This is a genomic window from Dyella sp. (assembly GCF_035508675.1).
Lineage (GTDB): Bacteria > Pseudomonadota > Gammaproteobacteria > Xanthomonadales > Rhodanobacteraceae > Dyella_B.
The window spans coordinates 1-13,130 of sequence record NZ_DATJMN010000378.1 but is presented as its reverse complement, the minus strand read 5'-3'; the positions used below and the strand labels follow the sequence as shown (position 1 = coordinate 13,130).

Annotated in this window: 14 protein-coding genes; 8 read left to right on the top strand and 6 right to left on the bottom strand. The window is 63.9% G+C overall.

The window, feature by feature from the left end:
- Together VMA74_RS20280 and VMA74_RS20275 are read right to left on the bottom strand one after the other, a co-directional pair.
- A partial coding sequence (locus VMA74_RS20280) for a porin family protein (RefSeq protein ID WP_325370313.1) occupies positions 1–554 on the bottom strand: 554 nt, incomplete at its 3' end.
- A gap of 203 nt (positions 555–757) precedes the next feature.
- Positions 758–1,465, bottom strand: a complete 708-nt coding sequence (locus tag VMA74_RS20275) for an outer membrane protein (RefSeq protein WP_325370311.1) — start codon at positions 1,463–1,465, stop codon at positions 758–760.
- A 250-nt stretch (positions 1,466–1,715) separates the two neighbouring features.
- Between VMA74_RS20275 and tkt the strand changes: the two genes are divergently transcribed.
- A complete protein-coding gene (gene tkt, locus VMA74_RS20270; RefSeq protein ID WP_325370309.1) occupies positions 1,716–3,710 on the top strand; it encodes a transketolase in 1,995 nt (664 codons plus the stop codon).
- Positions 3,711–3,789: 79 nt separating this feature from the next.
- Here the strand turns inward: tkt and VMA74_RS20265 are convergent, their stop codons facing one another.
- From VMA74_RS20265 to VMA74_RS20250, 4 genes are read right to left on the bottom strand one after another with little or no spacing between them, the layout of a single operon-like run.
- On the bottom strand, positions 3,790–4,203 hold the full coding sequence (locus VMA74_RS20265; protein ID WP_325370307.1) for a hypothetical protein: 414 nt from the start codon (positions 4,201–4,203) through the stop codon (positions 3,790–3,792).
- Positions 4,200–4,688, bottom strand: a complete 489-nt coding sequence (locus tag VMA74_RS20260; RefSeq protein WP_325370305.1) for a DUF962 domain-containing protein — start codon at positions 4,686–4,688, stop codon at positions 4,200–4,202. The genes VMA74_RS20265 and VMA74_RS20260 overlap by 4 nt, the downstream gene beginning before the upstream one ends.
- The gene (locus VMA74_RS20255) at positions 4,688–5,020 is read right to left on the bottom strand and encodes a multidrug efflux SMR transporter (protein WP_325370303.1); all 333 of its coding nucleotides are present in this window, start codon (positions 5,018–5,020) and stop codon (positions 4,688–4,690) included. The genes VMA74_RS20260 and VMA74_RS20255 overlap by 1 nt, the downstream gene beginning before the upstream one ends.
- 4 nt (positions 5,021–5,024) lie before the next feature.
- On the bottom strand, positions 5,025–5,921 hold the full coding sequence (locus tag VMA74_RS20250) for a phosphoribosylaminoimidazolesuccinocarboxamide synthase (protein WP_325370301.1): 897 nt from the start codon (positions 5,919–5,921) through the stop codon (positions 5,025–5,027).
- Between the two features lie 84 nt (positions 5,922–6,005).
- On the opposite strand from VMA74_RS20250, the gene VMA74_RS20245 reads away from it, so the two are divergent.
- The 7 genes from VMA74_RS20245 to VMA74_RS20215 all read left to right on the top strand — a co-directional run.
- The gene (locus VMA74_RS20245; RefSeq protein ID WP_325370299.1) at positions 6,006–6,335 is read left to right on the top strand and encodes a c-type cytochrome; all 330 of its coding nucleotides are present in this window, start codon (positions 6,006–6,008) and stop codon (positions 6,333–6,335) included.
- Positions 6,332–7,138: a co-chaperone DjlA gene (gene djlA, locus VMA74_RS20240; RefSeq protein ID WP_325370297.1), complete on the top strand. Its 807-nt coding sequence runs from the start codon at positions 6,332–6,334 to the stop codon at positions 7,136–7,138. The genes VMA74_RS20245 and djlA overlap by 4 nt, the downstream gene beginning before the upstream one ends.
- Before the next feature lie 69 nt (positions 7,139–7,207).
- Entirely contained in the window at positions 7,208–7,876 is a 669-nt protein-coding gene (gene rpe, locus VMA74_RS20235) for a ribulose-phosphate 3-epimerase (RefSeq protein WP_325370295.1), read from the top strand.
- 717 nt (positions 7,877–8,593) lie between these two features.
- Entirely contained in the window at positions 8,594–9,283 is a 690-nt protein-coding gene (gene pdsR / locus VMA74_RS20230) for a proteobacterial dedicated sortase system response regulator (protein WP_325370293.1), read from the top strand.
- Complete coding sequence (locus VMA74_RS20225; protein ID WP_325370291.1) at positions 9,283–9,879, top strand: hypothetical protein; 597 nt, start codon at positions 9,283–9,285, stop codon at positions 9,877–9,879. The genes pdsR and VMA74_RS20225 overlap by 1 nt, the downstream gene beginning before the upstream one ends.
- 30 nt (positions 9,880–9,909) lie before the next feature.
- Complete coding sequence (locus VMA74_RS20220; RefSeq protein ID WP_325370289.1) at positions 9,910–11,916, top strand: ATP-binding protein; 2,007 nt, start codon at positions 9,910–9,912, stop codon at positions 11,914–11,916.
- A gap of 196 nt (positions 11,917–12,112) precedes the next feature.
- Positions 12,113–13,130, top strand: a 1,018-nt coding sequence (locus tag VMA74_RS20215; RefSeq protein ID WP_325370287.1) for an anthranilate synthase component I family protein, incomplete at its 3' end; no start/stop codon positions are given.

The window sequence follows — 13,130 nt, the reverse complement described above, 5'->3', positions numbered from 1 at the left end:
TGCAGTTGCACGCCGCGGTTGTGGTTGGAGCCGTCGTAGTAGTTGTAGTTCACGCCCACGCTCCAGTTCTGCGTGAGGTTGTAACCCACGCCCACACCAGCGTAATAGCGAGTGCGATCGAAGCGCTGATAGCTCGAGTCGTAGCTATCGGTCAGCCCCTGGCCCTGCGCATAGAAGGCACCGGCACGCAGTTCGCCGTACCACTTCGGCGTGAAGTTGTAGCGCAGGTTTGCACCCAACGTCGGGCCATACAGCTTGGAGCGGAGCGAGGAATCATTCGAATAACGCGCGTCGATGCGGCCCAGGTACTGGTAGCCGGCTTCTACGCCGACCGACATCTCCGGATTGATCGCAAAGCGATAGCCGCCTTTGATGCCGCCAATGGCATCACCGTTGGAATCGTACGGACCCTTGTTGATCTGGCCGTAACCGACTTCGCCGTCGATGTACCAGCCCTGCTGGGCTGTCGGGGCGGAGGAGCTCTGGGCGAAAGCGGCCGGAACGGCGGCAAGACCCACGGTGGCTAGAGCAGCAGCAAACAACGTCTTCTTCATGGAGTACTCCTTGTCATGCTTTTTGATCGGGGCGGGTCGGCACTAGGGGGAAGCCGAGACCCCGTACGCATGCTTGTGCGTGCGCCCGCATGAAATAAGGACGTGTCCGATAGATTCAATACCGACAAGTTCAGTATTAAGAGTTAATTAAGACTACGTGCGAGAAGGGATGAGCGGACATAAATACCGCTCATCCCGGACGGTCAAAATCGATATTCGCCGGTAAGCGAAAGGATGCTGGTGGAACGCTTGAGCGTGGCAATGTCCTGATCGGCCAGCCGCACTCGGCCGGCATTGGCGTGGTAGTAGTCGTAGCTCAGGCCGACACCCCAATGCTCATCGATATCCCAGCCCGTACCCACGCCCGCGTACCAGCCATCGCGGCCGGCCTTGGCGGTGGTGAATTCGCCCAGGTTCTGGTCGACGTTGTCGTAGATGTGGCTGTAGTTGTTGGCGTGGAAAAAGCCGCCGCGCGCCGACAGATACCACTGCGTGGCCAGGTTGATGCGGCCGTTGGCGCCCAGCAGCCAGCCGTGCAGGGCTTGGGTGGTGGTGGTCTGGTCGATCTTGTCGCCGTTGAACGTGTTCTGCAGCTTGAAGTTGCCGAGGTCCGCGTAACCGGCTTCCAGGCCCAGCGCCAGGTTCGGGCCAAGCTTCCAACGGTAGCCGCCCAGCAGGCTGTAACCCGTCTTGCGGCCACGCTGGCTCTTGCCGAAGTTGAAGTCGTTGCCCAGGTTGGAGCCGAAGCCGCCGTCGGTCGCACTGCCGGTGCGGCCGACACCGGCGTCGACGAACCAGTTGCCGGAGCCGATCGTCTGCGTGGGCAGATAGCCCGAGCTGTCCTGGGCAAAGGCGGGAAGGGCGGTGAGGGCCGCAGCGGCTACCGCCGCGGAGAGAAGGATCTTGCGCATGGGAAAACTCCGTTTTGTCTTTGTGTCTCCGAGTCCGAATCGCGGGGGGGGGAAGGCGATCGGGGGGAACGGCTGCGAGGTGCAGCGCCGGTATTAGAAGGGAGCGCCGTCGGGAATCGCGCCCTGCTCGGGAGCGAATTAAGGCGGTGTTTAAGCCATGAAATCAGGGGGATGTCGGCATTGGACGACAGACAGCGGACGATCGGCGACAATAATTTCTTTTTTCGCCCCGCCTTCGGAGAAACCCCTGATGACTTCTCGCCGCGAACTCGCCAATGCCGTCCGCGCCCTCGCCATGGATGCCGTGGAGGCAGCCAAGTCCGGCCACCCAGGCATGCCGATGGGCATGGCTGATATCGCCGAAGTGCTGTGGAACGATTACTTGCAGTTCAACCCGGTGAACCCGAAGTGGCCCAACCGTGACCGCTTCGTGCTTTCCAACGGCCACGGCTCGATGCTGCAGTACGCCTTGCTGCACCTCACCGGCTTCGATCTGCCGATGGCGGAACTCAAGCGCTTCCGTCAGCTGCATTCCAAGACCGCGGGTCACCCGGAAGCAAGCGAAACCCCAGGCGTGGAAACCACCACCGGTCCGCTCGGCCAGGGCTTCGCCAACTCGGTCGGCCTGGCGCTGGCGGAAAAACTGCTCGCCCAGCATTTCAACCGCCCGGGCCATACCGTCGTGGATCACCACACCTTCGTCTTCATGGGCGACGGCTGCATGATGGAAGGCGTCTCCCACGAAGCGGCTTCACTCGCCGGCACCTGGAAGCTGGGCAAGCTGATTGCGGTGTATGACGACAACAACATCTCCATCGACGGCGAGGTGGGAGGCTGGTTTACCGACGACACGCCCAAGCGCTTCGAAGCCTATGGCTGGAACGTGATCCGTGGCGTGGACGGCCACGATGCCGAAGCGATCAAGAAGGCGCTCGCCAGTGCCACCGCGCAGAGCGAAAAACCCACCCTGATCTGCTGCAAGACCATCATCGGCTTCGGCGCCCCGCACAAGCAGGGCAAGGAAGAGTCGCACGGCGCAGCGCTGGGCAAGGACGAGGTCGCGGCCGCACGCGACGAACTTGATTGGCGCCATCCGCCGTTCGAAATTCCGCAAGAGATCTATGCGGCGTGGGACAAGAAGAAGATCGGTGCCGAACGCGAGCAGCAGTGGAACGACATCTTCGCCAAGTACGAAGCCGCGTATCCGGAGCTCGCCGCAGAATTCCGTCGCCGCATGGCCGGCGAGTTGCCTGCCGATTGGGCGAAGCTGTCGCAGGCGTACGTCGATAAAGTCATTAACGATGGCCCCGATGTCGCCTCACGCAAGGCTTCGCAGATGGCGCTGGATGCGTTCGGCCCGCTGCTGCCTGAAATGATCGGCGGCTCGGCCGACCTTGCCGGTTCCAACCTCACCATGTGGAAGGGCAGCAAGAGCATCACCGGTCCGGACGGCAACTACGTGCATTACGGCGTACGCGAATTCGGCATGAGTGCGATCGCCAATGGCTTGGCGCTGCATGGCGGCTTTATTCCGTACGACGGCACCTTCCTGGTGTTCTCCGATTACGCCCGCAACGCGGTGCGCATGAGCGCGCTGATTCCCGCGCACGCCATTCACGTGTACACGCACGATTCGATCGGCCTTGGCGAAGACGGCCCCACGCATCAGCCGGTGGAACATCTGGCTTCGCTGCGCCTGATTCCCAACAACCGCGTGTGGCGGCCCTGCGATGCGGTGGAGTCGGCGGTGTCGTGGAAGGAGGCGATCGAACACAAGCACGGCCCCTCATGCCTGATCTTCTCGCGCCAGACCCTCAAGCATCAGCAGCGCACCGCGCAGCAGCTGGCCGACATCAAGCGCGGCGGCTACGTGCTGCTGGATCCGGCCGATACGAAGTTCAAGGCGATCCTGATCGCGACAGGTTCGGAAGTGGAACTCGCCATGGAGGCGGCGCGCACGCTGGCGCAGCAGAACGTGCCGGTGCGCGTGGTGTCGATGCCCTGCAACGAAGTGTTCGATGCCCAGCCGCTGGAATACCGCGAAGGCGTGCTGCCCGGCTGGTGCCGTGCGCGCGTGGCGGTGGAAGCGGCCAGCGCCGATTTCTGGCGCAAGTACGTGGGCCTGGACGGCGACGTGGTGGGCATGACCACCTTCGGTGCTTCGGCGCCGGCGCCGGCCTTGTTTGAGTACTTCGGCTTCACCGTGTCGCATGTGGTGGACGCGGTGAAACGCGTAGTCGGTTAATGCATGGCTTCACCCTCTCCCTTGCGGGGAGAGGGTGAAGATGAGCTGCGCAAGGCTTGCCGTAAAGTCGAGCCTCTACCTACGCAATTGCCAGCGTGGTAACCACGCCAAAACCAATCGCCATCACCACCGCTACCACCACGCATGCGCTGCCGATACGAATGCGCCGTGCGTCTACACGCGGAATCAAACGCCACAAGGCGATCACGCCGACCAACATCGACAGCGCCAGGGACATCCGGAACGTGCCGTTGGCGAGCAATGGCGTCAAAGGCGGTCGCGTAATGCCGAGGTGCGCTGCAACGGCTGCACTGATCAGCAGCGTAAACAGGCTCCAGATCAGGCAGGCGAGATAGGTGCGGTTGAACACCACCGGCGCGCCTTCGCTCCAGCGCAGTACGATCCATGCGATCACACTCGGCCCGACCGCGCCGATGCTGCTGAACAGCACCCACCAGATCAGGCTGCTGACCAGGGCGAGAAAGCCTGTCATGGTGTTTCCTTCAAGCCAATTCGGTTCAGTAGTTTATCCATCAGCCACGCCGGGCCAACGAGCAGGTAGGCGAGATCGGTAAAGAAACTAAGCCGCCTTCCTTCGAACAGGTGGCCGATGAACTGGCCGACCCACGCTGCCACGAATACGCACACAGCCACCCAACGCATCGACACAGGCCCAAGCCGCTCGAACACGCCGGCGCAGATCAGCGCAAAGATCGCCAACGCAACCAGCAACGCGGCGCCCAATCGATGCGAGTGTTTCCAATACCAGGCAAACGCCAGCACGATCGCGAACACGGCCCAGGCGCCGGGGCGCAACAACGAGGCCGGCACCGGTATCGTCCACAGCAGCGCGAGCACGCTCCAAGCGATCAGCGGTACGCAGATCCAATGCAGCAGTCGATTGGTGGAGTGCTGGTGATCCTGGCTATAACGTTCGAGCCAGTCGTGCATGCTGCGTTGACCGTGCTCGATGGCCATCAGTGCGTAGCGCTCCTGGAAAAGAGATTGAGCACCAGCACGCCCGCCACGATCAGCCCGATGCCTGCGATACCGGCAAGGTCGAGCTTCTGCTTGTACAGCACCACGCCGATCAGCGCGATCAAGGCCGTACCCGCTCCTGACCAGATCGCATACGCGACCCCGAGCGGCACGCTGCGCAGGGCAAGGCTCAGGCAATAAAAAGCCGTGCCGTAGCCCGCGATCACCACGATGCTAGGCACCAGCTGGGTGAAGCCGCTGGAAGCTTTCAGCGCACTGGTGGCGATGACCTCGGCGACGATCGCCACGCCAAGGTAAGCCCAGGCATTCACGCCTTTACTCCAGGGTGATGCTGGCAAGACGCTGCAACGCCTCGGCGTATTTGGCCGACGTGCCCGCGATCACTTCGGCAGGAACATGCGGACCCGGCGCTTGCTTGTTCCAGTCCAGCGTTTCCAGGTAGTCGCGCACGAACTGCTTGTCGTAGCTGGGCGGGCTGATACCCACCCGATACTGATCAGCCGGCCAGAAACGCGACGAATCGGGCGTCAGCATTTCGTCCATCACGTACAGCTTGCCGTCTTCGTCGGTACCGAATTCGAACTTGGTATCGGCGATGATGATGCCGCGCTCGGCCGCATAAGCCGCCGCCCACTTATAGATCGCCAGCGTGGCATCGCGCACTTGTTCGGCCAGGTCTTTGCCGACGGCGGCGATCACTGCATCGAAGCTCACGTTTTCGTCGTGGTCACCCACGGCGGCCTTCGTCGATGGGGTGAAGATGGGTTCGGGCAGCTGCTCGGCCTGGCGCAGCCCCGCAGGAAGCGTGATGCCACATAGCGAACCAGTCGCCTGGTAATCCTTCCAGCCCGAGCCGATCAGGTAGCCGCGCGCGATGGCTTCCACCGGCACTGGCTTAAGCCGCTTGGTGACCACGGCGCGCTTGCGGTACAGCGCAGGGTCCGTACCCGGCGGCAGTACTTGTTCCAGCGGTGTATGCAGCAGATGGTTGGGCACGATGTGCGCGGTCTTGCCGAACCAGAAATTGGAAATCTGCGTGAGCATCTCGCCCTTGCCGGGAATTGGATCGGGCAGCACCACGTCGAAGGCGGACAGGCGATCGGTCGCCACGATCAGTAGGCGGTTGCCCGACAGCGCGTAAACGTCGCGCACCTTGCCGCGGTGGATCAGCTCCAGGCCGGGCAGGTTCGATTGCAGCAGGGTGGTGGGCACGGTGCGCTCCAAGGGTCTGACGAGCCCGCTATTGTACCGGTCACCACTGCTAGAATCGGCAGCTTTGATGCCTGTGTGCTTCCGATGCGATTCGTATTGATCGCGGCACTCGGTTTGACCTGTGCCCTGCCAGCGCTCGCCGCCGATCTGCCGCCCAAGCCGTTGCGGCTGGGTTTGTGCGCGGCTTGTCACGGTGAAACCGGTATGGCGCAGATGTCCGGTGCGCCCAACTTGGCGGGCCAGCGTCTGGATTACCTGCGCAAGGCGCTCAAGGATTACCGCGACGGCACGCGCGCCGTGCCGCTGATGCGCGCCGCCATCGGCCCGCTCAGCGACGCGGAGCTGGATCAGCTGGCGCGCTGGTACAGCGCGCAGAAACCGCAACCACAGGCACAGGCCGCCGCCCATCCATGAGTTACACCTACACCTTCTGGTTCGCCATGGTGGGCCTGCTGCTCGGCCATGGCTTTGTCGGCATGGGCGTGGGCGCCATCATCGGCTTCGTGCTCGATAACTTGCGCTACAGCCAGCGGCGCACTGCGATTCCGGAGGCCGGTGGCTATGTCACGCCGCTGTTTGCCTTGCTGGGCGCGATTGCCAAAGCCGATGGCCGCGTATCGGAAGCGGAAATTGCCGTCGCCGAACGCCTCATGGCACGCATGGGCCTGGATGCGAACGAACGCCAGCAGGCGATTCACGCCTTCAACCAGGGCAAGCAGCCCGAGTTCGATGTCACCGGTCCAATCACTGCATTGCGCGAATGGGTGGGCTTGCGTCGCGATCACGCCTTCCCGCTGCTCGATGTAGTGATCGAAACAGTGCTGGCCGAAGGCAGCCCGTCGCCCGAGAAAATGGCCATCCTGCGCCAACTCGCCTTTGCCCTGCGCATCAGCGACATGGAGCTGATGGCCCTGATGGCGATGAAGGGCTACGTGTGGCAAGGCGCTGCCGGGACGCGCGGGCGCGGCTATGGCAGCGGTGGCGGTTACGTGCCGCCGCAGCGGAACACGCAAGGGCCTGATCCGTACGCCGTGCTCGGCATCACCCGGGACGCCGACGAACGCGCCATCAAGCGCGCCTACCGCAAGCTGATTTCCGAGCACCATCCCGATCGCCTGGGCGATCTGCCGGACGAGATGCGCAAGCGCGCCGAGGCGCGCGCCAGCGAGATCAATGCGGCGTACGAGCGGATCAAGGCGGAGCGGGGGTTCAAGTAAGCCAGGAACGGCGCATGCGCGCAGCCCGCTAGAATGGCTTTCGGCATTCCCCCTTTGCAGCCTTAAACCATGAGCAAACAATCTGCTGTCATCGCACCCTCCATCCTCTCCGCCGATTTCGCACGATTGGGGGACGACACCGCCAAGGTGCTGGCCGCCGGTGGTGACTGGGTACATTTCGATGTGATGGACAACCATTACGTGCCCAACCTCACCATGGGCCCGATGGTGCTGAAGGCGTTGCGCGACTACGGCATTGCCAAGCCGATCGATGTGCACCTGATGGTGAAGCCGGTGGACCGCATTGCACCGGATTTCGCCAAGGCGGGCGCCAGCCTGATCAGCTTCCATCCGGAGGCCTCCGAGCATGTGGACCGCACCATCGGCATGATCAAGGACGCCGGATGCCAGGTGGGGCTGGTGTTCAATCCGGCCACCCCGCTGAACTGGCTCGACCACGTGCTGGATAAGCTCGACCTGGTGTTGATCATGTCGGTCAATCCTGGCTTCGGCGGGCAGAAATTCATCCCCGAAGCGTTGGAGAAACTGCGCCGCGTGCGCCGCCTGATCGACGAGAGCGGCCGCCCCATCCGTCTGGAGATCGATGGCGGCGTCACGGCAGACAATATCGCCGACATCGCAGCGGCCGGCGCCGATACCTTCGTGGCCGGTTCGGCCATCTTCGGCGCACACGATTACGCGGCCGTGATCGGCAAGATGCGCACGGCCATCGGCTGAGCCGGTACGCCTGACAAAAGAAACCCGGCACAGGGGGAAGGCTGTGCCGGGCTGGAGGGGCGTCGAAATGACGCTAGAGGAGACACCATCGGCAGTTGCAGCCTGCACGCGGCTGAAGGACGGGAGGCTCGGCCATCCATCAGACCTCGGCGAGTTCCACGGCAATGGACTATGCGCCTGCCATGTAGTCGGACCGGGTCAGCTTCGAATGGTTCCCCCGCGCGAGCAAAATTTTCGAGCCAAAAAAAATCCCCTCCGGGGGTAGGAGGGGAAGGCATGCCAGAGGACCAGCATTGACCGGGAAAAGGGGTTGGGTGATGCGTTGAGCTACCTGATTCGTCTCGCCGGGGGGGGCGCGACCGGTGTCCATCCTTGCCGCACCGGTCGCGCCCATTGCCTTCCACGGCAACGTCACACCATGGGCGCTCAGTGCAGGCTCATCAGGATCGCCAGCAACAGGGAGCCAACGGCCAGCACCACGCGCAGCGGTTCGAAGGTGCGGAGTTCGGCGTTCGGGTCGATCGAGGGATCTGCGCGCATGGCTAAGGCTCGTGGCGGTGTGGCGTTGGAGCTATCAAACACCCGGCCCGGGGCCGGCGCGCGACGCCCCGAGGGCGTGCGGCCGATGGAATGTGGCAGAACGCGGGCAAGCCGCATGCCAGGCTTGCGCGAGCGCCCCCCCGCATAGCACCCTCCGTCATCCTCAGAGGAATCCACATGGGACGCAGCATCGCCATCGTCGAAGACGAACCCCTTATTCGCGCCAATTACGTTGAAGCCCTCAACCGCTTTGGTTATGACACCCGCGGCTACGGCTCGCGCCAGGACGCATCCAACGCCTTCGCCATCCGTCTGCCAGAGCTGGTGATCATCGACATCGGCCTGGGCGACGAGCCGGAAGGCGGCTTCGATCTCTGCCGTGAGCTGCGGGCGAAATCGGCCACGCTGCCAATCATCTTCCTTACCGCGCGCGATTCCGACTTCGACGTGATTTCCGGTTTGCGCCTGGGCGCCGACGATTACCTCAGCAAGGACACCAGCCTGCATCAGCTGGCGGCGCGCATCGCGGCCTTGTTCCGCCGGATCGAATCGCTGAAGGCGCCGGCCTCCAGCGAAACCGTGATCGGGCACGGGCCGCTCAAACTGGAGTCGGAGCGCATGCGCGTCACCTGGAGCGACGTGGAAGTGCCGCTCACCGTGACCGAGTTCTGGATGGTGCATACCCTGGTGCGTTTTCCCGGCCACGTGAAGAACCGCGATCAACTGATGCGCGAAGCGGAACTGGTGGTGGACGACGCCACCATCACTTCGCACATCAAGCGCATCCGCAAGAAGTTCATCGCGGTGGCGCCGGAGTTCGATGCCATCGAAACCGTGCACGGCGTCGGCTACCGGTGGCGTCCGTGATGCGGCGTCTGTGGCTGGTGTTGCTGCTGAGCGTGCTGGCGCCGTGGGCATCGGCCAAAAGCGTGCCTGCGCAGGGCGTGGTGGTGCATGGCAACGCGGACGGCAACACGCCCGGCTGGACGATCAGCACCCACCTGCCAAACGGCTGGACGCATGATTGCTGCATGTATGCCCGAGGCATCGGTGTCAACCTGGTGCTTTACCAGGGCGAATGGACCGGCAAGCCGGAGCGTGTGATGGTGCTCAACGTCTGGCCGGCCAAGCAACCCACGCTTGCCATGGAAATGCAGGACGATCGCCAGCATTACCTGCAGTCGGACCCGCATGGCAAAGCCAATGGCTTTCCGGTCACCAGCCCGCGCGCGATGGCGTGCCAGGGCGTGCTCTATCAAGGTTCCGATCACCTCGATGACGTGGTCGTGTTCTGCGATCCCGGCAAGGCGAGTGGGATTCGCTACAGCTGGTCGATGACAGTCAGCGCGACCGATCCGCAGCGGCAAGCGCTGCTCGACACGTTCAAGCAAGTGGTGCAGCACTCCAGCTACACGACCTACGTCCAGGGTCCGGCAGCGGCACATACCAACGCAACGCCATAGGCCGCGTGTGCAGACCGGTATCGTTGAAGCATGAGCCTGCGCCAACAACTGCTGCTCGTTGCCTTGTGCACGCTGGCCTTGCCGATTGCTGGCTGGTTGTACGTGCGGCAGATGGAAACCCTGCTGCGCCAGGGACAGGAGCAGGCATTGACCGCGACCGCCACGGCGGTAGCCCGCAGCCTTGCCGTCACGGACGTCCCGCTGCCGCAGCCAGGCAACGGCTGGTATGTGCAGCAGGCAGTGAACCCGATCGTCGTCGACGGCTACGGCGACGATTGGGCACCGATGACACCGTGGAGCCAGTCGCTCGGCAAGCAAAACAAGTTGCTGCTGGCTGAAGACGACAATGGTTTCTATCTCTACATCGACGTGCGCACCGCGCGCCGCACCCGGGCCGATGCGGGCGATGTGAATGCGCTTTCGGCCGACCATGTGCTGCTGGAGTTGCTGCAGGGCGAGCAGCACCGGCGTTATCTCATTGCCAGCGCGGCACCCGGCGCATTCACGGCGCTCACGCTTGATCCCCCCGCGGGCGATCTGCCGGACCGGATCATCGGCCAGTGGCAGGAAGACGGCAGCGGCTATCACGCCGAATTGCGGTTGCAACGGGACCTCGGCTTGAGTGCGCTTGGCGTTGGCGTCTATACCGCAGCCGATGGTGGTGATCCGCTCGCCGTGGATGTTCGTCCGCTCTGGCGCTATTCCGCCGATCTCTCGCAGGAACTCGCGCAACTGGCGCCAAGCGGAACGCGCGTGCGGCTGGTCACCCCGCAAGGCTGGCTGCTTGCACGCAGCGGCCGCTTGAAGACCTCCGGGCCGCAGCCGAGCTGGTGGTCGTCGGTGATCTACCACTGGCTGCTCGCCAATCCGCTGGAGGAAGCCGAAGCATGGACCAGCGACGCACCGCGCCTGGATCTGCCCGAAGTAAAAGCCGCCCGCGACGGCCAGGTGGCGACCGTATGGCGTCAAGGCGAAGAGCGCGACAGCGTGGTGCTGGCGACGGCGGTGCCGGTGGAGCGCGGCCAGACGGTGGTGGGCGTGTTGCTGCTGGAGCAGGCCAGTCGCGCCGTGCCCTTGCTGGCCAATCGCGCCTTCCTGAGCCTGCTGGCGACCAGCTTTGGCGTGATGCTGGTGGCCGGCGCCATTTTGCTGTTCTTTGCCACGCGTCTTAGCCTGCGCCTGGGCCGCTTGCGCGATGCGGTCGAGCGCGCGCAAGTCAGTGACGGCCGTCTGGACGGCCAAATGATCCAGGGCCATTTCCCCATGGCCGAATCGGAAGACGAGATCGGCGACCTGGCCCGCAGCTTCCAGAACCTGTTCGAAGCGGTGGGCGGTTACACCGATTACCTGCGCACGCTGGCCTCCAAGCTTTCGCATGAATTGAATACGCCGTTGGCGATCGTCAAATCCTCGCTCGATAACCTCGAGCACGCCGAACTCTCCGATGAGGCGCAGCCCTACCTGGCGCGTGCCCGCGATGGCGTGGCGCGCCTTGGCACCTTGGTGCGCGCAATGAGCGAAGCCAGCCGGATGGAGCGTGCCATTGCCGCCGCCGAGCCGGAAGACGTCGACCTGGTGGACGTGGTGGGCGGATGCGCCGAGGCCTACCGGCCGCTGGCCGGTTCGCGGCAACTGGAATGCGTGCTGCCCGATCAGGCCGTGCATCTGCATGGCGCTCCGGAGCTGATCGCCCAGGCGCTGGACAAGCTGTTCGACAACGCGCTTTCGTTCACCCCTGCCGACGGCTGGCTGCGGCTCAGCCTGCGTCCGCTCGACGGCGGCGCGGAGATCGAACTGGCCAACCAGGGTCCGCCGCTGCCGGCCGCCATGCAGGGACGCCTGTTCGACTCGCTGGTCAGCCTGCGCGACAAGGCCACGCCGGGCGATGCGCCGCATCTCGGTCTTGGTTTGTACGTGGTGCGGCTGGTGGCGGAGCGCCACGGCGGCGTCGCTTCGGCGCGGAATCTGGAGGACGGCAGCGGCGTGGCCTTCCGCTTGCAGCTCTACGGCATGCCGAGGCAACGCCTCGCCGGCTGAATCGGCCGCGCGAAGCGGGCGGCCTCGTCTCCAACTTCACGGGTGCCTTGCTGAAATCCCCGTACCGCGCACCGGCGCCGTGGAAGCTCGTCGCATGAATGTCCCTCGATGCAAGCCGCTCCTCCACGCAGGGAGGAGAAAAGCCACGGCCAACCTATACAATCTCCCCTTTCTGCGTTTCACGGACGTTCCACACGTGATTTCCCGCGACGAATTCAATGCGCTGGCAGCGCAAGGCCACACCCGCATCCCGCTGGTGCGTGAAGTGTTCTCCGACCTGGACACCCCGCTGTCGGTGTATCTCAAGCTGGCCGATGGCCCGTACACCTTCCTGTTCGAATCGGTGGAGGGCGGCGCGACGTGGGGACGCTATTCGATCATCGGCCTGCCGGCGAAACGCATCTACCGCCTGCGCGGGCATGAACTGGAGGTGGAAGACGCGGGCGAAATCGTCGAGCGTCGCCATCTGGATGATCCGCTCGCCGAGATCGAGCGACTGCGGCAGCACTACCACGTACCGCGCCTGCCGCAGCTGCCGGCGTTCAGCGGTGGCCTGGTCGGTTATTTCGGTTTCGAGACCATCGGCTACATCGAGCCGCGGCTGGCGCAATGGGATCGCCCCGACGAGCTCGGCACGCCTGACGTGCTGCTGATGCTGGCCGAGGAGGTCGCTGTCTTCGACAACCTCAAGGGGCGCCTGTACCTGATCGTGCATGCCGATCCGGCGCAGCCGCAAGCGTATGCGCATGCGCAACGCCGGCTCGATGCACTTACCCATCGCTTGCGGCAGGGCGGCGCGGCCTATCCGCAATTGACGCAGTCGACGGCGCTCGACGAGAGCGATTTCAAATCCTCCTTCACCCGCGAAGCGTTCGAGGCGATGGTGGAGCGCGCCAAGGAATACATCCGCGCCGGCGATATCTTCCAGGTGGTGCCGTCGCAGCGCTTGAGCGTCGGCTTCCATGCGCGCCCGGTGGATGTGTACCGCGCCCTGCGCGCGATGAATCCGTCGCCGTACATGTATTTCGTCGACCTGGGTGATACGCAGATCGTCGGCTCTTCGCCGGAAATCCTGGCGCGCATGAAAGACGGCAAGGTGGTGGTGCGTCCGCTCGCCGGCACCCGCAAACGCGGCGCCACGGACGAAGAAGATCGCGCGCTCGAAGAGGAACTGCTGGCCGATCCCAAAGAGCGCGCCGAGCACGTGATGCTGA

What these genes read in the sequence shown, in the direction of transcription:
- VMA74_RS20275 (WP_325370311.1), bottom strand. Translation starts at nt 1,465, where the DNA reads ATGCGCAAGATCCTTCTCTCCGCGGCGGTAGCCGCTGCGGCCCTCACC.
- tkt (WP_325370309.1), top strand. Translation starts at nt 1,716, where the DNA reads ATGACTTCTCGCCGCGAACTCGCCAATGCCGTCCGCGCCCTCGCCATG.
- VMA74_RS20265 (WP_325370307.1), bottom strand. Translation starts at nt 4,203, where the DNA reads ATGACAGGCTTTCTCGCCCTGGTCAGCAGCCTGATCTGGTGGGTGCTG.
- VMA74_RS20260 (WP_325370305.1), bottom strand. Translation starts at nt 4,688, where the DNA reads ATGGCCATCGAGCACGGTCAACGCAGCATGCACGACTGGCTCGAACGT.
- VMA74_RS20245 (WP_325370299.1), top strand. Translation starts at nt 6,006, where the DNA reads ATGCGATTCGTATTGATCGCGGCACTCGGTTTGACCTGTGCCCTGCCA.
- djlA (WP_325370297.1), top strand. Translation starts at nt 6,332, where the DNA reads ATGAGTTACACCTACACCTTCTGGTTCGCCATGGTGGGCCTGCTGCTC.
- rpe (WP_325370295.1), top strand. Translation starts at nt 7,208, where the DNA reads ATGAGCAAACAATCTGCTGTCATCGCACCCTCCATCCTCTCCGCCGAT.
- pdsR (WP_325370293.1), top strand. Translation starts at nt 8,594, where the DNA reads ATGGGACGCAGCATCGCCATCGTCGAAGACGAACCCCTTATTCGCGCC.
- VMA74_RS20225 (WP_325370291.1), top strand. Translation starts at nt 9,283, where the DNA reads ATGCGGCGTCTGTGGCTGGTGTTGCTGCTGAGCGTGCTGGCGCCGTGG.
- VMA74_RS20220 (WP_325370289.1), top strand. Translation starts at nt 9,910, where the DNA reads ATGAGCCTGCGCCAACAACTGCTGCTCGTTGCCTTGTGCACGCTGGCC.